Annotated in this window: 21 protein-coding genes; 13 read left to right on the plus strand and 8 right to left on the minus strand. The window is 72.4% G+C overall.

Annotated features, from left to right (window positions below):
* Positions 1–2 precede the first annotated feature (2 nt).
* From BUS84_RS05995 to BUS84_RS06010, 4 genes are all read left to right on the plus strand, one after another.
* A complete protein-coding gene (locus BUS84_RS05995) occupies positions 3–1,052 on the plus strand; it encodes a cobalamin B12-binding domain-containing protein (RefSeq protein ID WP_074309454.1) in 1,050 nt (349 codons plus the stop codon).
* Between the two features lie 117 nt (positions 1,053–1,169).
* Positions 1,170–1,517, plus strand: a complete 348-nt coding sequence (locus BUS84_RS06000; protein ID WP_074309455.1) for an STAS domain-containing protein — start codon at positions 1,170–1,172, stop codon at positions 1,515–1,517.
* A 68-nt stretch (positions 1,518–1,585) separates the two neighbouring features.
* Positions 1,586–2,032 carry a response regulator gene (locus tag BUS84_RS06005; RefSeq protein ID WP_074309457.1) on the plus strand — a complete coding sequence of 149 codons (447 nt, stop codon included), beginning with the start codon at positions 1,586–1,588 and terminating at the stop codon, positions 2,030–2,032.
* 187 nt (positions 2,033–2,219) lie between these two features.
* Positions 2,220–2,762, plus strand: coding sequence for a F0F1 ATP synthase subunit B family protein (locus tag BUS84_RS06010; protein ID WP_074309459.1), 543 nt, complete (start codon positions 2,220–2,222; stop codon positions 2,760–2,762).
* Positions 2,763–2,830: 68 nt separating this feature from the next.
* Here the strand turns inward: BUS84_RS06010 and BUS84_RS06015 are convergent, their stop codons facing one another.
* The 3 genes from BUS84_RS06015 to BUS84_RS06025 all read right to left on the minus strand — a co-directional run bounded on the left by BUS84_RS06015 (position 2,831) and on the right by BUS84_RS06025 (position 5,428).
* Positions 2,831–3,682 carry a hypothetical protein gene (locus BUS84_RS06015; protein WP_074309461.1) on the minus strand — a complete coding sequence of 284 codons (852 nt, stop codon included), beginning with the start codon at positions 3,680–3,682 and terminating at the stop codon, positions 2,831–2,833.
* A 298-nt stretch (positions 3,683–3,980) separates the two neighbouring features.
* Entirely contained in the window at positions 3,981–4,406 is a 426-nt protein-coding gene (locus BUS84_RS06020) for an OsmC family protein (protein WP_074309463.1), read from the minus strand.
* Between the two features lie 71 nt (positions 4,407–4,477).
* On the minus strand, positions 4,478–5,428 hold the full coding sequence (locus BUS84_RS06025) for a serine/threonine-protein kinase (RefSeq protein ID WP_074309465.1): 951 nt from the start codon (positions 5,426–5,428) through the stop codon (positions 4,478–4,480).
* A gap of 200 nt (positions 5,429–5,628) precedes the next feature.
* Here BUS84_RS06025 and BUS84_RS06030 point away from each other — a divergent pair, with 200 nt between their 5' ends.
* From BUS84_RS06030 to BUS84_RS06060, 8 genes are all read left to right on the plus strand, one after another.
* Positions 5,629–5,859, plus strand: coding sequence for a hypothetical protein (locus BUS84_RS06030; RefSeq protein WP_074309467.1), 231 nt, complete (start codon positions 5,629–5,631; stop codon positions 5,857–5,859).
* Between the two features lie 113 nt (positions 5,860–5,972).
* On the plus strand, positions 5,973–6,719 hold the full coding sequence (locus BUS84_RS06035) for a response regulator transcription factor (RefSeq protein WP_074309469.1): 747 nt from the start codon (positions 5,973–5,975) through the stop codon (positions 6,717–6,719).
* 49 nt (positions 6,720–6,768) lie between these two features.
* Entirely contained in the window at positions 6,769–8,214 is a 1,446-nt protein-coding gene (locus BUS84_RS06040; RefSeq protein ID WP_074312184.1) for a sensor histidine kinase, read from the plus strand.
* A gap of 62 nt (positions 8,215–8,276) precedes the next feature.
* Entirely contained in the window at positions 8,277–9,170 is an 894-nt protein-coding gene (locus BUS84_RS06045) for an IS982 family transposase (RefSeq protein WP_074309471.1), read from the plus strand.
* Positions 9,171–9,387: 217 nt separating this feature from the next.
* Positions 9,388–9,537, plus strand: a complete 150-nt coding sequence (locus BUS84_RS38575; protein WP_167627025.1) for a hypothetical protein — start codon at positions 9,388–9,390, stop codon at positions 9,535–9,537.
* A 17-nt stretch (positions 9,538–9,554) separates the two neighbouring features.
* Positions 9,555–10,985: a class I SAM-dependent methyltransferase gene (locus BUS84_RS06050; protein WP_074312186.1), complete on the plus strand. Its 1,431-nt coding sequence runs from the start codon at positions 9,555–9,557 to the stop codon at positions 10,983–10,985.
* Positions 10,978–13,029: a sulfatase-like hydrolase/transferase gene (locus BUS84_RS06055; RefSeq protein ID WP_074309473.1), complete on the plus strand. Its 2,052-nt coding sequence runs from the start codon at positions 10,978–10,980 to the stop codon at positions 13,027–13,029. Before BUS84_RS06050 ends, BUS84_RS06055 begins: the two co-directional genes overlap by 8 nt.
* Positions 13,030–13,203: 174 nt before the next feature.
* The gene (locus BUS84_RS06060) at positions 13,204–14,487 is read left to right on the plus strand and encodes a citrate synthase (protein WP_074309475.1); all 1,284 of its coding nucleotides are present in this window, start codon (positions 13,204–13,206) and stop codon (positions 14,485–14,487) included.
* A gap of 941 nt (positions 14,488–15,428) precedes the next feature.
* Here the strand turns inward: BUS84_RS06060 and BUS84_RS06065 are convergent.
* From BUS84_RS06065 to BUS84_RS06085, 5 genes are all read right to left on the minus strand, one after another.
* Positions 15,429–16,073, minus strand: coding sequence for a maleylpyruvate isomerase N-terminal domain-containing protein (locus BUS84_RS06065; protein ID WP_244298400.1), 645 nt, complete (start codon positions 16,071–16,073; stop codon positions 15,429–15,431).
* A 95-nt stretch (positions 16,074–16,168) separates the two neighbouring features.
* Positions 16,169–16,525 (minus strand): nuclear transport factor 2 family protein, encoded by a 357-nt coding sequence (locus BUS84_RS06070; protein ID WP_074309477.1) that lies wholly within the window; start codon positions 16,523–16,525, stop codon positions 16,169–16,171.
* Positions 16,522–16,989: an SRPBCC family protein gene (locus BUS84_RS06075; RefSeq protein WP_074309479.1), complete on the minus strand. Its 468-nt coding sequence runs from the start codon at positions 16,987–16,989 to the stop codon at positions 16,522–16,524. Before BUS84_RS06075 ends, BUS84_RS06070 begins: the two co-directional genes overlap by 4 nt.
* Positions 16,986–17,333 (minus strand): ArsR/SmtB family transcription factor, encoded by a 348-nt coding sequence (locus tag BUS84_RS06080; RefSeq protein WP_074309482.1) that lies wholly within the window; start codon positions 17,331–17,333, stop codon positions 16,986–16,988. The genes BUS84_RS06075 and BUS84_RS06080 overlap by 4 nt, the downstream gene beginning before the upstream one ends.
* A gap of 148 nt (positions 17,334–17,481) precedes the next feature.
* The gene (locus BUS84_RS06085; RefSeq protein ID WP_074309484.1) at positions 17,482–18,885 is read right to left on the minus strand and encodes a glycosyltransferase family 4 protein; all 1,404 of its coding nucleotides are present in this window, start codon (positions 18,883–18,885) and stop codon (positions 17,482–17,484) included.
* A gap of 329 nt (positions 18,886–19,214) precedes the next feature.
* On the opposite strand from BUS84_RS06085, the gene glgX reads away from it, so the two are divergent.
* Positions 19,215–21,332: a glycogen debranching protein GlgX gene (glgX, locus tag BUS84_RS06090; RefSeq protein WP_074309486.1), complete on the plus strand. Its 2,118-nt coding sequence runs from the start codon at positions 19,215–19,217 to the stop codon at positions 21,330–21,332.
* The last annotated feature ends 1 nt before the right edge of the window (position 21,333 follow it).

Below are 21,333 nucleotides of genomic sequence, written 5' to 3' on the forward strand. Positions count from 1 at the left end.
GCGTGACCGCGCCGTCCACCGCAGCCGACCCGACCGACGTCTACCCCGGCTATCTGGACTGCCTCGCCGACGCCGACGAGTACGCCGCGATCGAGGTGGCGCTCGGCCTGCTCGACGCGGGCCTGCCGGCCGAGCGGGTGCTGCTCGACCTGGTCGCGCCGGCCCAGTCCGAGGTGGGCGAGCGGTGGGCGCGCAACGAGTGGAGCGTCGCCCAGGAGCATGCGGCCACCCACATCAGCGAGCGGGTGGTGGCGGCGGTCGCCGCGCACGCCAACCCGCGTCCGACCCGCGGGCGGGTCGTCGTGGCCTGCATGGACGGTGAGTGGCACGCGTTGCCGCCCCGGCTGGTGGCCGAGGTGCTGCGGCTGCGCGGGTGGCAGGTGACCTTTCTGGGCGCGAGCGTCCCGGCGGCGCACCTGGTGTCGTACCTGCACCAGCACGACGCGCACGCGGTGGCGTTGGCCTGTGCGCTGCCGGTACGGCTGCCGCACGCCCACCGCATGATCGAGGCGTGCCGCCGCTCGGACGTGCCGGTGGTGGTCGGGGGGCGCGGGTTCGGTGCGGACGGCCGGTGGGCCCGTCGGCTCGGTGCCCCCTGGGCGGCGGACGCGCCGGCGGCGGCCGAGCTGATCGCCGACGAGCGGGCGCTGCGTCGGGTGCCGCCGGCGCAGCTGTCGCACCTGGCCGACGACGAGTACGCGAGCCTGGTCCGGCGCCGGGGTGAGCTGATCGACAGCGCGCTGGCCGACCTGTGCGAGCGGGTCCCTGCGACGCGGGCCTACACGGCCGCCCAGCTCGACTCGACCGTGAGCGACCTGGGCCACATCGTCGACTTCCTGGCCGCCGCGCTCTACGTCGATGACGCCTCGCTGTTCACGGAGTTCGTGGAGTGGCTGGTGGGGATCCTGACCAGCCGTGGGGTGCCCGCCGCGGCGGTGGACCTGCCCCTGGTGCACTACGCCGCCGCGCTGCGCGACTTCCCCCGGGCGGTGCGCGCGCTGACCCTGGGCCGGACCGCGCTGCTCGCCGCCGGGGGCAGTGCCGCCCGCTGATCACCGGCCTGCGGCGCTGCCTGCCGATCACCGTGCCATGCGCTCGTCGGGGTGCCCCTGCTTATACTTGCCGCACTGCAAATGTCCCACCCAGCGGTGGAGCGAAGGGGGAGCACGGTGACGTTCAGCGTCAGGTACGCCGGGCGTGATGGCGATGGGTACTGCCTGAGGCTCGCCGGTGAGCTGGACCTGAGCACCGCGCCCGAGTTGGCCGCCGCGATCGACCGGCTCTCCGACGCGGGCGAGAGCCGCGTGCTGCTCGACCTCACCGACCTCACCTTCTGCGACTCCACCGGGATGGCCGTGTTCGTCCGGGGAGACAACCGGGCCGCCGCCGAGGGGGGTTGGTTGCGCCTCACCGGCGCCAGCGGCCGGGTCGAGCGGGTGTTGCGGGTCACCGGCCTCGCCGATGTGTTGCACTACCAGCCGGACACGGTCGACCCGGCGTCCCAGAGCGCCTCCTGATGGGCTAGATTTCCCCGCCAACACGGTGACCGTCTGGTCCCGTCCCCGCTGAACCAAGGCAGGTAGTGATGGGCGCAGACAGCTCGCATCCGGTACGGATCCTGGTGGTGGATGACGACCCGGGCGACGTGCTGATGATCGAGGAAGCGTTGGCGGACTCCGACGTGGACAAGGTCATCGACGTGGTGAGCGACGGCGAGGAGGCGATGGAGTTCCTCCGCGCCGAGGGGCGGCACCTGGAGGCCCGCCGGCCGGACGTCATCCTGCTGGACCTGAACATGCCACGGATGGACGGGCGGCAGGTGCTCGGCGCGGTGAAGCAGGACGAGGACCTGCGGACCATCCCCATCGTGGTGCTGACCACCTCGAACGCGGACACCGACATCGTGGGCAGCTACACGCTGCAGGCCAACGCGTACGTCACCAAGCCGATCGACCTCGACGACTTCAACGACGTGGTGCGGCGCATCGACGAGTTTTTCGGCCGGGTGGTCGTGCTGCCGAAGCGCGCCTGACCTGACCTGTCCGGCCCGGACCGGGCGGCATCGTCCACGCCGCCAGGCCCGACATCGCCCCCCGCCGCTCCGGGGAGGCCCCCGCACGCCCGCATGCTGAACAATTTTCCCGAACACCCTCGGCCGCTCGCGTGGCGACCGAGGATCCAGGTGGGGAAGAAACAGCAGCTGCCTGGGGGGCGACAGTATGAGGTTCTCCGTCGTTGAGACCGGTTACGACCAGCGGCAGGTGGATTCCTGCCTCGATGAGCTGGGGATCCGGTTGTCCCGGCTCGCGGCGCGTGCGGAGGGCGCCGCCGGGACCTCCCGGGTCTGGGACGAGATCCGCGAGGAGGCAACCTGGCTCAGCGGGCTGCTCCAGCGGCTGGATCTGGGCGACCCCGGGAGACCTCGGCATTCTGGCGACGCCGTGCGGCGGGAGGCGGCCGAGATCCTGGCCCTGGCCCGGATCGAGCTGGACGAGGCCCGCGCGGAGGCCCGGCAGGTGCGCGAGCGGGCGTACGCGGAGGCCATGCAGGCCCGGCGCGACTTCGAGGCGGCGCTGGACGCCCGCCGGCGGCGCGAGGAGCGGGTGGACGAGATTCTCGGCGGGGTGACCGCCGAGCCGGTACCCGCCGACGCCCCGACCGCGGCGGCGGGCACGGGCGTACCGGCGACCCGGGTGGCTGCCGGCGGCCGGGACGTGGGCCGGGAGCCGCCGGCCGGGCGGGACGGCGCGCACCGCCGCTGAGGCCCCTGCGCGCCCACACGGTCGCGCCACGACCGCCGTGTGCCCACGTGGGGGCAGCTCACTGCGCCTCAGGTGGTGAGCGCCGCCGCGACGGTCGTCGCCCGCTCCTCGTGCTGGGCGTACGCGTCGGGGAAGGCGGAGATCTGCACGGCCTGGGCGGCGGCGGTGACGCTCATGTCCTGCCAGCCCGGGATCTCGTTGAGCGCCTCGTAGAAGGCCCGCGCGGCGTACGACGGGCGCATCAGCTCGGCCACCGTGCCCCAGCCGCTGCTGGGCCGCTGCTGGAACAGCCCGACCGAGTCGTGGTCGGAGCCGCTGCCCTGGTTCGCGTACTGCGCCGACTCCGGCAGCACGTCGCTGGCCAGGTTGTAGAGGTTGCTCTCCTGCATGGCGGTGGCCAGCGCCACCACCAGCGCGCGGCGCGGCATCTTCATCTCCAGGCCGACGTCAACGATGATCTTGGCGTTGTCCATCTGGGCCTGGTCGAGTCCGGCTACCGGTCGGGGTCGGCGCGGCTTGACCGGCTTCTTGGCGGCCGCCTTGCGTACGGCGGTGCGGGTGGGGGTGGGCTTCGGGGTCGGGCTGGGGATGACCCGCGTGGGGGCGGCGTCACGGTCCAGCGACCGGGAGGCGCGCTCGTCGGCGATGGCGGCGCGGTCGGCAACCGCTTCGGCCAGCGGCTCCACGGGGCGGATGGTGTCCTCGCCGCCCCGGGCGGTGGTGACCGCGACCAGGCTGAGGCAGCAGGTGACACCGGTGGCCAGGGCGACCCGCAGCGGGGTCGAGCCCAGCAGGGAGCGGCGGGGCGGCTCGACGGCCCGGTGGCGGCCGATCGTCCGTTCGGTTGATGCGGCGTCGCTCGAGCGGGTGGTCAGGCGCGCGTCGGTCAGCTTCTCGTCGGCGGGGTCGTCGCGATGCACCCGCCGAGGCTAAAGAAGCGGCTGCCCGATGCCATCGGCCCGTACGGTGGCATGCGCCACAATTTGCCCCGATCTTGGCGACAATAAGGGGCAAGCACTTCACAAGGCTGATCAACTGCACCCTTCGGGCGAGCCGGTTATTCCCGATTCGCCCGGCGAAGGCGGTCCCGGCCGACGTCGTCGGCGTCGGTTCCGGCCGCTCATCAGGGCTCACCCTTACGACCGATGGCCTGTCCGCCGAACGGCCGAGGCCTTGGCGTGGCCGTTCGGTGGACGGACGACCCCGGTGGTGACCGGATCAGTGCCGGCCGTTCTCCGCCGGGGTGACGGTCAGCCGGTGCCGGCTGTTGTCGCCGCTGGAGAACGGCCAGAGCCGGTCGGCGTACTCGACCAGGTCAGCCAGCTGCTGCCGGCTCAGGCCGGCGGAGGAGATCGAGGCGTGCACGTCGGCGCGGTACCGGCCGTCGTCGTCGCGCCCCAGCTTCGCCTCGGCCCGCACCTGGACGGTGTGCGCCTCGTCGGTGATCTCCCCAGCCGCCTCCACCGCCGCGTGGTGCAGGCAGGACGCGAAGGCCGCCGCCAGCAACTGCTCCGGCCTCAGCCCGGTGCAGTGCGCTGCCAGCGGCGAGGCCAGCGCGGTGGAGAGTCCGCCATCGTCGGTGCGTACGTGGCCGCCCTCGGCGGTCGCGGTGGCCTCATGCAGCCAGGAACTCGGATCCGGCATCGCGTTCCTCCCGTCGCTCACCCGCCCGACTTCCCGGCCGTCGTCCGGCGAAACGCCGCGGGGCCGCGCGGTCAGCGCCCGCCGGACTGGTCCGACCCGTCGGCCACCTGCACCGCCTCGGTGGCCTCCATCGCGGCCTGTTCGGTCCACGGCGACGTCGGAGCCGGCTGGCGCGCCGTGGGAACCAGCATCGGCACGTACACCCGGGCGTCCACGGCTTCGGCCAGCAGGAGCGCAGCGAACAGGCTGGTCGGGCGCCGCGCCGGGTCCTCGGCCATGCAGGAGCGGCACAGCTCGGCCACCTCAGGCGGGAGCCCGTCGATCTCGGGCAGCGGCTCCGGTGGCCGGCGGCCGCGGGCGCCCAGCAGCTCGACGGTGCTGTCCGCCGCGTACGGCAGCCGGCCGGTGAGGCAGTAGTAGAGCAGCACGCCGAGGGCGTACATGTCGGCCGCCGGGGTGGCTGGCGCGCCGTCGAACTGCTCGGGCGCCAGGTACGCCGGGGTGCCCACGATCATCCCCTCCGGCATCGGCTCCGGCGCGCCGGCCGAGGTGGCGATGCCGAAGTCGAGCACCTTCACGCCGGAGGGGGTGAGCATGACGTTGGCCGGCTTGACGTCGCGGTGCACGATGCCGCTCGCGTGCGCGGCGGCCAGCGCGGCGCCGACCTCCGCGCAGACCCGTACCGAGATCCGCCAGTCCAGCGGACCGGCCCGCAGGTGCGCGGCGAGGGTCTCCCCCTCGGCCAGCTCCATCACGATGTACGGCACCCGGCGACCGGGCAACGCGGAGGAGGAGGTGCCGAAGTCGTGCACGCTCGCCACGTTCGGATGCACCAGGCGCGCCGCGGAGCGCGCCTCGGCCTGGATGCGCTCCACCGGGCCGTGCTGGCCGTCCACTCCCGGCGAGATCAGCTTCACCGCGACCGGCCGGTCCAGCACCCGGTCATGGGCTTGCCACACCTCGGACATGCCGCCAATGCCGATGCGCCGTTCGAGCCGGTATCGCCCGTCCAGCGTGCGCATTGACCGCTCCTCGCCCTCGTACCGCCGACGGCGGCGCCTCCGATTGCGGTACCCGAGCCCCGAGCTGGGCAAACCGTCGCGGAAATCGGGGGGCCGCCGGGCCGCGCACCCGCTGCGGTGCGGGCGGTGGGTGCGGTAGCTTGCGAGCCAGGGCCGGTGCCACCCAACGTGCCGGCACGGTCACCTGAGGGGACGCCGCGATGGGCGAGGTCACCGTACGCTTCATCGGCGGGCCCGCTGACGGCCTGGTCCGGGACGTGCCGGCCGGGCCGGACGGCGCCCCGCCGCCGCGCTGGATCATGCGACACCCGGATGGCACCGGGCCGATGCAGGCCGGCCCCGACCACCTCTACGAGCGCGACCGGCCGGACGGCGTGGGCGGCTGGAGCATGCGGTTCGTGCGCACCGACCCGTTCGGGGTGTCCGAGTGACCCCGGGGCGGAGCTGACCGGCGGTGACACCCACCCGCCGCCGACCCGCCCGCACAGCTGGCACACAGGTGCCGCAGAGGCGTGCCACAGGTGCCCCGCCCACGATGGGGGACATGGTCATGGACGGGCAGGCCGCGCCCAGCCGCATCGAGCTACGCCGGCCAGACGGCGAGCCGGTCCGGGTGCTGGTGGTCGACGACGAGCCGACGCTGACCGACCTGCTGTCGATGGCGCTGCGCTACGAGGGCTGGCAGGTGCGCAGCGCCGGCAACGGCACGGCGGCGTTGAACACCGCGCGGCAGTTCCAGCCGGACGCCGTGGTGCTCGACGTGATGCTGCCCGACCTGGACGGCTTCCAGGTGCTGCGCCGGTTGCGTGAGCAGTCGCCCACCGTGCCGGTGCTCTTCCTGACCGCCCGGGACGCGGTCGAGGAGCGCATCGCCGGCCTGACCGTCGGCGGCGACGACTACGTCACCAAGCCGTTCAGCCTGGAGGAGGTGATCGCCCGGCTGCGCGCGCTGCTGCGCCGCTCCGGCTTCGCGGTCGCCACCCGCGCGGACGCGGTGCTGACCGTGGGCGACCTCAGCCTCGACGAGGACAGCCACGAGGTTCGGCGGGACGGCCACCTGATCACCCTGACCGCGACCGAGTTCGAGCTGCTTCGCTACCTGATGCGCAACCCGCGCCGGGTGCTCAGCAAGGCGCAGATCCTCGACCGGGTGTGGAACTACGACTTCGGCGGCCAGGCCAACGTGGTCGAGCTGTACATCTCGTACCTGCGCAAGAAGATCGACGCCGGCCGGGCGCCGATGATCCACACGTTGCGCGGCGCGGGCTATGTCCTCAAGCCCGCCGATTGACCCCGGGGACCGGCCGGGCCGTCGGCCGGTGCGCGCCGCCCGCCGGTGGCTGGCCGGCCGGTCGTTGCGTACCCGGCTGGTGCTGGCCCTGGTCTCGCTGCTCGCGCTGGTCAGCGTCACCATCGGCGGGCTCACCACGGTGGCGCTTCGGCAGTTCCTGATCGACCGGCTCGACGCCCAACTGGCCCCCGCGACGGTGCTGCGGGGCGCCGGTCGGCCGGCCTTCCCGGGCAACGGACCGGCCATCCCGCCCGGATTGCCGCCCGGCACCGTGGTAGCCGACATCACCGGCGATCGGGTGACGGCCGCGTCCACACTGACCCGCAGCCCGTCCAGCGAGGACCCCTTTCCCGACGAGACACCCGTCCCGGCCGACGAGGTCGCCGCGTTGGCCGACGTGCCGGTCGGCGTCGAGCCGCGCACCGTCGACCTCGGCGCGCGCGGTGAGTACCGGGCCGTCGCCCGGCAGTTCCGCGACGGGCGGGTGCGGGTCGTCGCGCTGCCGCTGGCCGGCGTGCGGGAGACCGTCTGGTGGATGGTCGCCGCGCAGGCCGGGGTGGCCACCGTCGGGCTGCTCATCGCCGGGGTCGCCGGCGCGCTGATCGTCCGGGCCACGCTGCGACCGCTGAACCGGGTGGCCGCCACCGCCACCCGGGTCACCGAGCTGCCACTGGACCGCGGCGAGGTGGCGCTCGCCGTTCGGGTCCCGGCCGCGAACACCGACCCGCGTACCGAGGTCGGCCAGGTCGGGGCCGCGTTGAACCGGATGCTCGGCCACGTCGCGGACGCGCTCGCCGCCCGGCAGGCCAGCGAGACCCGGGTACGCCAGTTCGTCGCCGACGCCAGCCACGAGCTGCGCACCCCGTTGGCCGCGATCCGCGGGTACGCCGAGGTGGCCCGGCGCGGCCGCGACGAGGTCCCCGCCGACGTGGCGCACGCCCTGCGCCGGGTGGAGTCGGAGAGCACCCGGATGACCAGCCTCGTCGACGACCTGCTGCTGCTGGCCCGGCTGGACACCGGCCGCCCGCTCGCGGTCGACCAGGTCGACCTGTCCGCCTTGGTGGTGGACGCGGTCAGCGACGCGCACGTGGCCGGCCCCGAGCACCGCTGGCAGCTCGCCCTGCCCGAGGTGGTGATCCGGGTCCCCGGCGACGCCGCCCGGCTCCACCAGGTGGTGGCGAACCTTCTGACCAACGCCCGGGTGCACACCCCGCCCGGCACGGGGGTGACGACCACGCTGACCGTCGAGGGGGCCGCGGCCGTGCTCACCGTCGCCGACGACGGGCCCGGAGTGCCGACGGAGCTGCAGCCGGAGGTGTTCGAGCGGTTCGCCCGCGGCGACAGCTCCCGGTCCCGGGCGAACGGCAGCACCGGCCTCGGCCTGGCGATCGTGGCGGCCGTGGTGGAGGCCCACCGCGGCACGGTCGAGGTGGACAGCCGGCCGGGCCGGACCGTGTTCACCGTCCGGCTGCCGAATCCCACGGCTGACGCCTAGACGAGTAATTCCTAAGTCGGTCCGGGGCTGCGTACGCAGTGAAGGGTGTTGATGATCCGTTTGTGACGACAGACATCAACACCCTTCTCACCGCACTGTACGTGAAGATCGACGACTGGCTGGGGCAGCCCCGCAGGTCCGGTCGGCCACCGAAGCTGTCAGACGCCGAGCTGTTGACACTCGCGGTGGCTCAGGTGCTGCTCGGGATCCGGTCCGAGGCCCGCTGGCTGCGGTTCGTTCCCGCGCATCTGCCCGCAGCGTTTCCCTATCTGCCGGGCCAGTCCGGCTACAACAAGCGCCCACGAGCCGCCTTGCCGCTGCTCAAGCGGGCGATCAGAGCGGTAGCCGCGGACACCGACCTGTGGACCGACTCCGCCTGGGTGCTCGACTCCACCCCGGTCGAGTGCGGCCGGTCCCGGCCCACCGCGCGCCGCTCACGGTTGGCGCGATGGGCCAGCTACGGCTACTGCCCGTCGCACTCGCGCTGGTTCTGGGGCCTGCGGCTACACCTGATCTGCACCCCGGCCGGCCTGCCGGTCACCTGGGCCCTGGCCAGCCCGAAAGTCGACGAACGGCAGGTGCTGACCGCCGTACTCGAACACGACCCGGACCTGGTGGCCCAACGCCCCGGTTTGCTGATCATCGCGGACAAAGGCTACGCGTCCGCCGAGCTGGATCGCTGGCTGGCCGAGCGCAGGGTGCGCCTGCTACGACCTTCCTACCGCAACCGCACCCCACGCCCCGACGAGCACCTGCTCAAACCGATCCGGCAACTCATCGAGTCGGTCAACGACACCCTCAAGGGCCAACTCGACCTCGAGCTACACGGCGGCCGCAGCATCGAAGGCGTCGCCGCCCGCGTCGCGCAACGACTCCTGGCCATGACCGCCGCCATCTGGCACAACCGGGCCACCGGACAACCCCTGACCAGATCCTTGATCGCCTACGACCACTGACCAGGATTAGGACTTACTCGTCTAGATCGGCGACACGTCCGACCAAGCGGTCGCTGCGGTCGCATTCTGTGGCGAGGCTGGGAGTACACCGATGTGTCCGGTACGGGGAGGACGATCGGCGTACGGTGGCAGACAAGTCCGGCTTTCTGGGTCAAAAGCCTCACCGCTGTACGCCCGGGACGCCGGTGTCGAGACGGGCGAGGGTAAGGAGCGATCGGTGATCCATCTGGCCTACCTGGACGCGGGGTCCGGCAGCCTGATCGTGCAGGCGGTCGTCGGCGGGGTGGCCGGGGCCGCGGTCGCCGTCAAGCTCTACTGGCGGCGCCTGGTCGACCGGTTCCGCCGGCAGCCCACCGACCAGCGGTGAACCGGTCCGTCCCGGCGATGGCGATCTCACCCGCGGAGGCCCGGCCCGAGCCGGCCTCCTTCCGCGACCCGGCCAACCGGGTCTTCCACGTCGGGGACGAGGTGCTGCGCGGGCTGGACGCGCAGGCCGCCGAACACTGGCGGGCGCTGCGGGCCACCGCGTTCTTTCCGGCGCTGGTCGACGCGGGCAAGGTCTGCGCCACCGAGGACGCGCCACCGGCGCTGGTGCCCGCGTCCGCCGGGGATCCGTGGACGGCGGTGCTGCGCCACGAACGCATCCCGTTCGTCTCCCACCCGTACGAGTGGTCCTTCACCATGCTGCGCGACGCCGCCGTCCTGCACCTGGAGATCCTGCGCGCCGCGCTCGCCGACGGATTCACCACCAAGGACGGCTCGGCCTACAACCTGCAGTGGCGCGGCGCCGAAGCGGTCTTCATCGACATCGGCTCCTTCGAGCCGGTACGCGAGGGCGAGCCGTGGGCCGGCTACCGACAGTTCTGCCAGACGGTGCTCTACCCGTTGCTGCTCACCGCCCACCTGGGGGTGGACTTCCAGCCCTGGCTGCGCGCGCGGGTCGACGGCATCGAGGCCGAGCAGCTCCGCCCGATCTTCGCCGGAGCCCGCCGGCTGCGCCCCGGCGTCCTGACCCACCTGCACCTGCACGGCGCGATGCAGCAGCGCAACGCCGCCGCCAGCACCACCGACGTACGGGCCCAGCTGCGCGCCGCCGGCTTCTCCCGGGAGCTGCTGCTGGCCACCGTGCGTGGCATGGAGAAACTCGTCCGCAAGCTGGACCGCCGCCCGGCGGGCAGCCACTGGTCGGACTACCAGCGCACCTGCGGCTACTCCGCGCAGGACCGGGCGGCCAAGGAGCAGTTCGTGTCCGCCGCGCTGACCGCCGGCGCCCGGCCCCGCCTGGTGCTCGACCTGGGCGCCAACGACGGCCGATACGCCCGGTTGGCGGCCGGGCACGCCGACTACGTGGTCGCCGTCGAGCAGGACCCCGCCGTGGTCGACGAGCTGTACCGGGCGCTGCGGGCCGAGGGTCACCGCCGGATCCTGCCGTTGGTGCTGGATCTGGCCGACCCGTCGCCCGGTGGCGGCTGGCGGGGCGTCGAGCGCGCCGGCTTCGCCGACCGGGCGTCCGCGGACGCGGTGCTCGCCCTGGCGGTGGTGCATCACCTGGCGATCGGACGCAACGTGCCGCTGCCGGAGGTGATCGACTGGCTGGCGGGGCTGACCGCGCCGGGCGGTGCGGTGGTGGTGGAGTTCGTGCATCCGGAGGACCCGATGGCCCGCCGACTGCTCGCCAACAAGCCCGAGGGCCTCTTTCCGGACTACCGGCGCGACACCTTCGAGCGCCTGCTCGCGGGCCGGGGCCGGGTCACCGATCGTCTGGAGCTGCCCTCGGGCACGCGCACGCTGTACCGGGCGGTGATGGGTGGCTGAGCCAGCGTCGGCACCCCCACCGGACCCGCCGGCCGGAACGCCGGTGACCGGGCGGTGGGACCGGGGCTGGCGCGGAGAGCTGGGCCGCCTGCTGGAGGTCGTGGCCCTGGTCGGGCTGGTGGTCACCCAGCCGCTGCTGGACGTGCTCGGTCGCAGCCCCGACTTCTTCCTGTTCCACCGGGCCGACCCGGGACAGATCCTGCTGCTGGTCGCCCTGGTGGCGGTGGTGCCCACCGTGCCGGTGGCGCTGCTCGGTTCGCTGAGTCGGCTCGCCGGCCGGACCGCCCGCGCGCTCACCCACACCGGGCTGATCGGGCTGCTGCTGGCCGCGCTGGCCGTGCAGGTGGGCCGGCACGTGACGCCGCTTCGGGGCGTACCCCTGCTGCTCGTCGCCGGCCTGGCCGGCGTGGCCGGCGCGGCCGCGCACCGGCGGTGGCGGGCACCGGGCCGGGCGCTGCGGCTGGCCGCCGTCGGACCGGTGGCCTTCGTGGCGCTCTTCCTGCTCGGCTCACCCACCTCGGCGGTGGTGCTGCCGCGCGGCGACGGCGGCGCGGCCGGCACCGCGCAGGGCACCGGGGGACACCCGCCGGTGGTCATGCTGATCCTCGACGAGCTGCCGCTGGTCAGCCTGCTCGGCGCCGACGGGCGGATCGACGCGGGCCGGTACCCGCACTTCGCCGAACTGGCCGGTGGTTCGACCTGGTACCGCAACGCCACCGGAGTCAGCGGCTGGACCCCCAACGCGCTGCCGGCGATGCTCACCGGCCGGTACCCGGCGCGGGCGGTCGCCCCGCACTACTCGCAGTACCCGGACAACATCTTCACCGCCTTCGGCGGCCTGTACGACATCCGCGCCGAGGAGAGCATCACCCGGCTCTGCCCGCCCAGTCGCTGCGAGCAGCCGGTCGCCCCGGAGCAGGGGCTCGGCGTGCTGGTGCGGGAGACCGGCAAGCTGCTCGGCCAGGTCGCCGGGCCGACCGAGACCCAGGTGGACCCGGAGGACTCCTACCGGGAGCAGACCCGCGCCGAGGCCGGACTGGACGCCGCCGAGCCGGTTCCCGCCGACCCGAAGTTCCGCTGGGACAGCCTGGACGACAACCAGCCGGCCCGGTTCACCAGCTTCCTGGCCGGGCTGAAGCCGGCATCCCGACCCGCCCTGCACTTCCTGCACCTGCTGATGCCGCACTCACCGTGGGCGTACCTGCCGTCCGGGGCGCGCTACGACGCCCCCGAGGACCTGCCCAACGACGGCGCCGGCTGGGTCGAGCTGGCCCGGCAGCGCCACCTCGCCCAACTCGGCTACACCGACCGGCTGATCGGCGAGACGCTGCGCACGCTGCGCGCCAGCGGCCTCTACGACCAGGCCCTCGTGGTGGTCACCGCCGACCACGGGGTGAGCTTCCGCGCGGGCGCCCAGGGCCGGGGGATGGACGCGATCAAGGCGGCCGCCGGCGAGGTGGCGTGGGTGCCGATGTTCGTCAAGGAGCCCCGGCAGCAGACCGGCCGGGTGGACGACCGCAACTGGGAACACGTCGACCTGCTGCCGACCATGGCCGACGAGGCTGGCATCCGGCTGCCCTGGCGGGTCGACGGCCGCTCCGCCCGGCAGGCCCCGCGCACAGACGGCACGAAGCACTTCTACGACCGCCCCGGCGAACCGGTCACCTTCCCCGGCGGGGTGCCCGCCCCACCGCCGCTGCCGCCGCCGCACCGCCTCGTGGGCACCGAGGTCCGCGCCGGCCCGGCCGGGGGCAGCGCCAGGGTTGCCGACCTGGCCGCGTTCCGGGCGACCGACCCGGACACCGGCACCCTCCCGGCGCTGGTCTGGGGTGACGTACCGGACCAGATACCGGACGGCACGCTGCTGGCGGTGGCGGTCAACGGCCGGATCGGGGCGGTGGTCCCGGTGGTGCCGGCCGATCCCGGCGGACGCCGGTTCGCCGCGCTGCTCACCGACGACCAGCTGTTCCGGGCCGGCACCAACCAGCTCGACGTCTACCAGGTCGCGGCGGACGGTACGCTGCGTCGCCTTGCGCTGTCCTGAGCGGGCTCAGCGCTCGTCCCGGCGACCGGGACGCAGGGTTTCCCGGCTGCCCGGTCGGGAATCGGGTGACGCATACCTCACCGCCGAACCACGGCGGGCGGTGTCCACCGAGCCGCAATTACGGTAGAAGCGAAGGCAATTCAACGTAGATCTGCCGGCGAAGCGAGGAACCACATGACGGAAGTCAAGCTCGATCACCCCGGTGGGCAGCTGTCGATGCCGGTGCATCCCGCGGTCGAGGGCCCCGCCGGTATCGGGGTGAGCAAGCTGCTGAAAGAAACCGGAATGACAACGTACGACCCCGGTTTCGTCAACACCGCGGCTGCCTCATCCGCGATCACCTACATCGACGGAGACGCGGGGATCCTGCGTTACCGGGGATACCCGATCGAGCAGCTGGCCGAGAAGTCCTCCTTCCTGGAGGTCTCGTACCTGCTCATCTACGGTGAGCTGCCGACCGAGCAGCAGCTGACCGAGTTCACCGAGTGGATCCGGCGGCACTCGCTGCTGCACGAGGAGATGCGCCGCTTCTTCGACGGCTTCCCGCGGGACGCCCACCCGATGGCCGTGCTCTCCTCGGCGGTCAGCGCCCTCTCCACCTTCTACCAGGACAGCCTGGACCCGTTCGACTCCGAGCACGTGGAGATCTCGACGGTCCGGCTCATGGCGAAGGTCCCCACCATCGCCTCGTACGCCTACAAGAAGTCCATCGGGCAGCCGCTGCTGTACCCGGACAACTCGCTGGGGTACGTGGACAACCTGCTGCGGATGACGTTCGGCGTGCCGGCGGAGCCGTACGAGGTCGACCCGGTGATGTCGAAGGTGCTGGACATGCTCTTCGTCCTGCACGCCGACCACGAGCAGAACTGCTCCACCTCGACCGTCCGGCTGGTCGGCTCCAGCAACGCCAACCTGTTCGCCTCGGTCTCCGCCGGTGTGAACGCCCTGTTCGGCCCGCTGCACGGCGGCGCCAACCAGGCCGTGCTGGAGATGCTCCAGCAGATCCACGCCGGCGACGGCGATGTCCGGTCCTTCGTCCGCAAGGTCAAGGACAAGCAGGACGGCGTCAAGCTGATGGGCTTCGGCCACCGGGTCTACAAGAACTACGACCCGCGGGCGGCGATCGTCAAGAAGGCCGCGCAGGACGTGCTGGGCCGGATGGCCAAGCCGGACCCGCTGCTGGACATCGCCATGGAGCTGGAGGAGATCGCGCTCGCCGACGACTTCTTCGTCTCCCGCCGGCTCTACCCGAACGTGGACTTCTACACCGGCCTGATCTACAAGGCCATGGGCTTCCCGACGAAGATGTTCACGGTGCTCTTCGCGCTCGGCCGGCTCCCCGGCTGGATCGCCCAGTGGCGCGAGATGATCAACGACCCGGAGACGAAGATCGGCCGCCCGCGGCAGGTCTACGTCGGCTCCGCCGAGCGGGACTACGTCCCCTTCGCCGACCGCTGACCTCCACGACGCACCGCCGGCAGGCCGTCGACCCCAACCCGGGTCGGCGGCCTGCCGCCTTTCCAGCCGTTCGCGTCGCAGCTGCCGCCTCCGCCGTGGTCCCTGTTCCGGCCCCTGTAGACCTGCCCCATTTCCGGGGCGACGCCGCATCGAAACCACCGACCCGGTTGCCCCGGCGCGCGCCTACGCCAAAACGCTGACCCGGTTGCCCGGCGCCCGTCCACGCCACCCTGGTCGCCTCCCGACCTGCCCGCGTCCCGACCTGCCCGCGTCCCGACCTGCCCGCGTTTCGTCCTGGCCGGCTCTGACCTGGCCGCGTTTCGTCCTGGCTGTGCTCTGACCTGGCGCGTTCTGGCCTGGCGGCGTTCTGACGTGGCACGTTCTGACCGGGGCGCGTTTCGTCCTGGCGGCGTTCCGACCGCCCGCGTGCTGACCTGGTCGCGTTCTGACCTGGTCGATCCGCCTGGTCGCACCCACGCGGGGCGCGGCCGCAGCCCTCGGCACGGTGATCGGGCCGTCGGCCGTCCGTTCTGCGCGGTTGGTCCGCGCCGGACGGTCGTCCCGCGCCGATGGAGGCGGGTCCCGCGATGATCGACTCCATATCGCTGAAGTCGGGGTATCCGGGCGCTGGGGATACCCCGACTTCGGTGAAACGGAGTCGGTCAAGCGGCGGTGCCAGTCCTTCAGGGCCTCCCGGATGACCCGGGCCTTCGGATGACCCGGGCCTTCGGATGACCCGGGCCTTCGGATGACCCGGGCCTTCGGACGACCCGGGCCTTCGGACGACCCCGCGCCTTCGGACGACCCGCACCCCAGTCGGGCCTCCGGGTGGCCGCCCGCCCCACTTCTGGGGCAGCTCTACAGGGACTGCTGGGTTGTAGGTGGCCGACGGGTTGCGGGGCCCGTGCGAGCTCGCCGGGCGGCCGCCGACGTGTCGGCCGTCAGAAGGCGGAGATGTCCCGCCTTCGCTCGCTGCGGCTCAGCGCGCTGATCACCGCGGACTGGCCGTGACGGCGTACGGCCAAGCGCACCAGCAGGTCGCGCACGGGGTCGAACACTTCCGCCGGAAACGCCGGCGTGGGCACGCCGACGCTCACCGCGAGGTCGTCGGCGTGGACCACGATCTCGAGCTGGCGCGTGAGCAGGAAGTCGCCGCGCCGCAGCGACCAGCCCTGCCACGGGATCGGCACGATATCGCGGGCCGCCCCTCGCGAGAGCAGGTCGCCCACCTCTTCGAGCGCGACGGCCGAGCGGGCATGCAGGTCCGCTGGTCCCTGCGCCGCTTCGGCTTCGTCCGGGCCTGCGGCCACCGAATTCTCGTCCGGAGGCCCAGCGGTCACCCAGGCGGCCCGTTCGTAGTGGTCGTCAGCCGATTCCAGGAGCGGCAGGTCGGTCGCGGTCGGCAGCAGCTCCGCCGCCCGTACCGCCTGACGTCCCAGGTGGCACGCCAGAGCTCCCACGGACAGGTGCGGCAGTGCGCTCGGGCTCGACCACTGGTCGGACACCTCGGGGCGCCGGATCAGGTCCAGCGCGATCGAGGCGGCAACCGGGAAGGCGGAATCCAGGGCGTCGACAGGGCGAGGCACGCGCACATTCTGACAGACCCGGCGGGCCGGTGCCGACCTCGCACGCTCGCGTCGGAGCGCTGGTGTCCGTTCAGAGTCAAGGCAGCGGGACGACTTCAGGGCAGCGGTACGAGGTAGGAGTCGACGCGGGCGATGAGCCCGTCGCGGAACGTGAACAGGTCGTTGAAGGCGAACCGGAACGGCCCGTGCTCGACGCTGGCGCCGCGGCCCTCGCCCGTGGTGACGACGACCGGGCCGTCCTCGTGGACGCGGTGGACGTCGAGCTCGGGGCTGCCGGTGAACGCAGGATTCTCGATCTCGCCGTCGAACTCCGCCTTGCCACGAGTGGTCCGGTGGCCGTGGATGACCCACTCGACGTCGTCGGTGAGGGTCGCGAGGATTCGCGGGTGGTCGCTGGTCCGGAATCCGTCGAAGTACTCCGCGACGAGGTCCCGTTGGGTCGTTTGCGTCATGACGTTCTCCACTCTGGTGTGGCCTCGCGGTGCTGCAGGTGTGTGGCGAGAGCGTCGAGGATCGAGGCGAGCCCGTCCGCCGCTTGGGTGATCCGGAGCTCGGGGGGAAGTCGACGCTGGTGGACGGTGAGGTCCGTGCCGTCGTCGGCGGGCTGGACGGTCACGGTCGTGCGGAGGCCGGTGACGGGCTCGTCGAACACGAGTTCGCGCGGTGCGGCGATGCTCACGTAGACGAACCGGAGCCGGCGGGTTGCGCCGTCCGGTGCGCGGGTGTCGAGTGCGAACTCTCCGCCGGGACGCAGGTCGACGGTCACCGACTCAGGGGGCACGGTGGCATGTGAGCCGCCCCAGAACGCCGCGATGCTCGCCGGCGACGTGAAGGCGTCCCAGACGCGCTCCGGGTCGGCCGGGAGGCGGCGCCTGGCGATCAGTTCGTCGCCGCGTAGCTCCGCGCTGGCGGTCATCGGGCCGCTCCCTCGTCCCTGAGGTGCTGCTCGAGGGCGTCGAGGCGGTCGTCCCAGGCGCGGCGCTGGTCGTCGATCCACGTGCTGAGCAGCGACAGCTGATCGGCCCGCAGCCGGCAGGGGCGTCTGGTGCCTTCGCGTCGCTGCTCGACCAGGCCGCACCGCCGCAGGACACCCACGTGGTGGGAGATCGCCTGTGGGGTCAGGTCGAACGGTTCAGCCAGCTCTCCCACCGTGGCATCACTCCGGGCGAGACGAGTCACCAGGGCGCGACGGACGGGGTCACCGAGAGCGGCGAAGGCCAAATCGAGGTCTGGGCCAGGTGCCACGAGCGAGGAAGGCATGCCCTCACCCTAATACAAAGACATGCTTTCGCAAGCCATCGGTTTCGTATGGCTGCGAGATCCGCCATGACGCCGACATCGGCGTATCCCGGCGTAGGGACACCCCGATGTCGGCGGAACGGAGTCGATCAGCGAGCAGCAGCCCCGGTCAGCGCAGGCCGGCGGCGGCCAGCAGGTTGCCGGTGGGGAGGGCGGGGAGGGAGCGACCCTGGGACATGCGCTGCTCGGCGCGCTGGGCGGTGAACGCGGCGTCGTTGGCGGTGGCGGCGGCGTAGCTGGCGACGGTGCGCTGGGCGATGGCCGACCAGCCGTACTGGTCGTGCACCATCCGCCGCGCGCGGCGGGCCAGGGCGCGGGCGCGGTCCCGGTCCGACAGCAGCGCGTGCACGGCCTCGGTCAGTCCGTCCGGGTCGTGCGGTTGGAAGGTCATCCCGGTCACCCCGGGCTCGACGATCTCCGCGAGGCCGCCGGTGGCGGCCACCGCCAGCGGGGCACCGGCGGCGGCGCCCTCCAGGGCCACCATCCCGAACGGCTCGTAGATGCTCGGCACCGCGAAGCAGTCCGAGGCGGCCATCAGCGCCGGCAGGTCGGTGCCGCCCAGGAAGCCGGGCATGGAGACCATGCCGCCCAGGCCGCGGCGGTGGACCTCGGCCTCCAGCTCCGCGCGGTACGGGCCGTCGCCGGCGATCACCACGCGCAGCCCGGGGTGCCGCTCGCGCAGCCGGGGCAGCGCGGCGATCAGGTGCTGGACGCCCTTCTCATAGACCAGCCGGCCGGCGAAGGTGACCAGCGGGCCGTCACCGGCGAACCGGGCCCGGGCGGCGCTCACCGCGGCCGCCGGCACTCGCCAGCGGTGTGCCTCCACGCCGTTGGCCACCACGTCGACCCGGCCGCCCGGCACGCCGAACAGTGCGATCACCTGCTCGCGCATGTATCCGGAGCAGGTGATCACGCGGGTGGACTCGTTGCTGAGCCAGTGTTCGACGCCGTGGATGGTGCGGTTCATCTCTTCGGGCAGCCAGCCCTGGTGGCGGCCGGCTTCGGTGGCGTGGATGGTGCTGACCAGTGGGATGTCCAGGTGCTCGCGCAGTGTCATGGCGGTGTGGGCGACGAGCCAGTCGTGGGCGTGGATGACGTCGTAGGTGCCGGCCTGGGTGGCGCGCAGGGCGGTGCGGGTGAGGGTGTGGTTGAAGGCCATGGTCCAGGCCAGCAGGGAGTTGGTGGCCAGGGGGAAGGTGACGGGGTCTTCGGGGGCGCGCAGGATGCGCACGCCGTCGGCGTACTCCTCCAGGGGTGCGCCCTCGGCGTGGCGGGTGACGACGGTGACCTCGTGGCCGGCGGCGGCGAGGGCGACGGACAGTGCGTGGACGTGTCGGCCGAGGCCGCCGACGAGCACCGGCGGGTACTCCCACGACAGCATCAGGATGCGGCGGGTCTGCGGCGGCACCCCCGGGCCGGGCTGCGCCGGGAGCTGGGGCCGGGAGGTCAGGGTGGGCCGGTGGACCCGGTCCGTGGCGCCAGCGAGCTGCTCGCCGACCCGCAGGGTGGTCACATCAATCTCCGTCCATGCATGGTGGTACGCGCCGGCATCGGTGGCGGCGAAGCGGGAGGTGGCGGGGTGGCCGAAGGCCGAGTGGGGTACGCGCGGGCGCGTCCCCGAACAAGCAAAGGCCATCGAGCGCGGTAGCGCATCCCGAGAACGGCCAAGGTGACGGAAGACACCTGAAGGTTTAGCGCGCATCAGACAGGTGGATTCCGGGCACCGACTGAAAGGATGGATTGGCGCGGCGGGGCGTGGGGCAATACCGGCGTGCGCGCTGGCGACCCTTGCCGGTGCGCTCGTGGCGCAGTGCGCACATGACCATGGTCTGAAGGAGCGACATGCAGGTCTGGCCGGGCGAGCGGTACCCCCTGGGCGCCACCTACGACGGGATGGGCACCAACTTCGCCATCTTCTCGGAGCTGGCCGAGCGGGTCGAGCTGTGCCTCTTCGACGAGTGGGACACCGGCGCGGAGCTGCGGGTCGAGCTGCGCGAGGTTGACGCCTACGTCTGGCACGCGTACCTGCCGGGCATCGAGCCGGGCCAGCGCTACGGCTACCGGGTCCACGGGCCGTACGACCAGGCGAACGGGCTGCGCTGCAACCCCCACAAGCTGCTGCTCGACCCGTACGCCAAGGCGATCGACGGCGACGTGTCGTGGGATCCGGCGGTCTACGACTACGACCTGGACCACCCGGAGCGGATGTCGGAGACAGACTCGGCGCAGTTCATGCCGAAGTCGGTGGTGGTCAACCCGTACTTCGACTGGGGCAACGACAAGCCGCCGCGCACCCCGTACCACCACTCGGTGATCTATGAGGCGCACGTACGCGGGCTGACCATGCGCCACCCGGACATCCCCGAGGAGCTGCGCGGCACGTACGCCGGCATCGCCTCCCCGCCGATGATCGAGCACCTGACCCGGCTCGGGGTGACCGCCATCGAGCTGATGCCGGTGCACCAGTTCATCCACGACCACCGGCTGGTCGACCTGGGGCTGCGGAACTACTGGGGCTACAACACCATCGGCTTCTTCGCCCCGCACCACGGCTACTCCGCGCTGGGCCGGCTGGGTCAGCAGGTGCAGGAGTTCCGCGGCATGGTCAAGGCGCTGCACGCGGCCGGCATCGAGGTCATCCTCGACGTGGTCTACAACCACACCGCCGAGGGCAACCACCTCGGCCCGACGCTGAGCTTCAAGGGCGTGGACGCCCCCAGCTACTACCGGCTCAGCGAGGAGGACCGCCGCTACTTCGTCGACTACACGGGCACCGGCAACAGCCTCAACGTGCGCAGCCCGCACTCGCTTCAGCTGATCATGGATTCGCTGCGCTACTGGGTGCAGGAGATGCACGTCGACGGTTTCCGCTTCGACCTGGCCGCCACCCTGGCCCGCGAGTTCTACGCGGTGGACCGGCTCTCCACCTTCTTCGAGGTGGTGCAGCAGGACCCGGTGGTCAGCCAGGTCAAGCTGATCGCCGAGCCGTGGGACGTCGGCCCCGGCGGCTACCAGGTGGGCAACTTCCCGCCGGTGTGGACCGAGTGGAACGGCAAGTACCGCGACACCGTGCGGGACTTCTGGCGCGGTGAGCCGGCGACCCTGGCCGAGTTCGCGTCCCGGATCTCCGGCTCCGCCGACCTCTACCAGGACGACGGGCGCCGGCCCTTCCACAGCATCAACTTCGTCACCGTCCACGACGGGTTCACGCTCAACGATCTGGTGTCGTACAACGACAAGCACAACGAGGCCAACGGCGAGGACAACCGGGACGGCGAGAGCCACAACCGCTCGTGGAACTGCGGTGTCGAGGGCGACACCGACGACGAGGCGGTGCTCGCCCTGCGGGCCAAGCAGCGGCGCAACTTCCTGGCCACCCTGATGCTCTCGCAGGGCGTGCCGATGATCGGGCACGGCGACGAGATGGGCCGCACCCAGCACGGCAACAACAACGCGTACTGCCAGGACAGCGAGCTGGCCTGGGTCGACTGGGACAACGCCGATCAGCACCTGCTGGAGTTCGTGCGGACGCTGACCGCGTTCCGCGCCCGGCACCAGGTGTTCCGCCGCCGCCGGTTCTTCACCGGCCTGCCGGTCGGCGGCCGCGAGGTCGACGAGCCGCTGCCCGACCTGGCCTGGTACACCCCGGACGGGCGGGAGATGACCGGCGACGACTGGGGCAACGACTTCGGCCGCTCGGTGGCGCTTTTCGTCAACGGCGAGGGCATCCGTGAGCGCGGCCAGTACGGCCAGAAGCACCACGACGCCTCGTTCCTGCTCTGCTTCAACGCCCACGACGCGCCGCTGGACTTCACCCTGCCCGGCAGCGAGTACGGCCAGAAGTGGGAACGGGTGATCAGCACCGCCGAACCCGAACCGGACGACGTCATGGTGATCAGCGCGGGCGGCACCGTCCGGGTGCCGGACCGCTCCCTGCTGGTGCTGGAGAGGACGATCTGAG

This window comes from Micromonospora cremea, assembly GCF_900143515.1.
Taxonomy (GTDB): domain Bacteria; phylum Actinomycetota; class Actinomycetes; order Mycobacteriales; family Micromonosporaceae; genus Micromonospora; species Micromonospora cremea.

Excerpts from the sequence above, each read along its gene's own strand:
- BUS84_RS06010 (WP_074309459.1), top strand. The coding sequence starts at position 2,220 with ATGAGGTTCTCCGTCGTTGAGACCGGTTACGACCAGCGGCAGGTGGAT.
- BUS84_RS06030 (WP_074309467.1), top strand. The coding sequence starts at position 5,629 with ATGGGCGAGGTCACCGTACGCTTCATCGGCGGGCCCGCTGACGGCCTG.
- BUS84_RS06035 (WP_074309469.1), top strand. The coding sequence starts at position 5,973 with ATGGTCATGGACGGGCAGGCCGCGCCCAGCCGCATCGAGCTACGCCGG.
- BUS84_RS06075 (WP_074309479.1), bottom strand. The coding sequence starts at position 16,989 with ATGACCGCCAGCGCGGAGCTACGCGGCGACGAACTGATCGCCAGGCGC.
- BUS84_RS06070 (WP_074309477.1), bottom strand. The coding sequence starts at position 16,525 with ATGACGCAAACGACCCAACGGGACCTCGTCGCGGAGTACTTCGACGGA.
- BUS84_RS06050 (WP_074312186.1), top strand. The coding sequence starts at position 9,555 with ATGGCGATCTCACCCGCGGAGGCCCGGCCCGAGCCGGCCTCCTTCCGC.
- BUS84_RS06005 (WP_074309457.1), top strand. The coding sequence starts at position 1,586 with ATGGGCGCAGACAGCTCGCATCCGGTACGGATCCTGGTGGTGGATGAC.
- BUS84_RS06025 (WP_074309465.1), bottom strand. The coding sequence starts at position 5,428 with ATGCGCACGCTGGACGGGCGATACCGGCTCGAACGGCGCATCGGCATT.
- BUS84_RS06080 (WP_074309482.1), bottom strand. The coding sequence starts at position 17,333 with ATGCCTTCCTCGCTCGTGGCACCTGGCCCAGACCTCGATTTGGCCTTC.
- BUS84_RS06060 (WP_074309475.1), top strand. The coding sequence starts at position 13,204 with ATGACGGAAGTCAAGCTCGATCACCCCGGTGGGCAGCTGTCGATGCCG.
- BUS84_RS06020 (WP_074309463.1), bottom strand. The coding sequence starts at position 4,406 with ATGCCGGATCCGAGTTCCTGGCTGCATGAGGCCACCGCGACCGCCGAG.
- glgX (WP_074309486.1), top strand. The coding sequence starts at position 19,215 with ATGCAGGTCTGGCCGGGCGAGCGGTACCCCCTGGGCGCCACCTACGAC.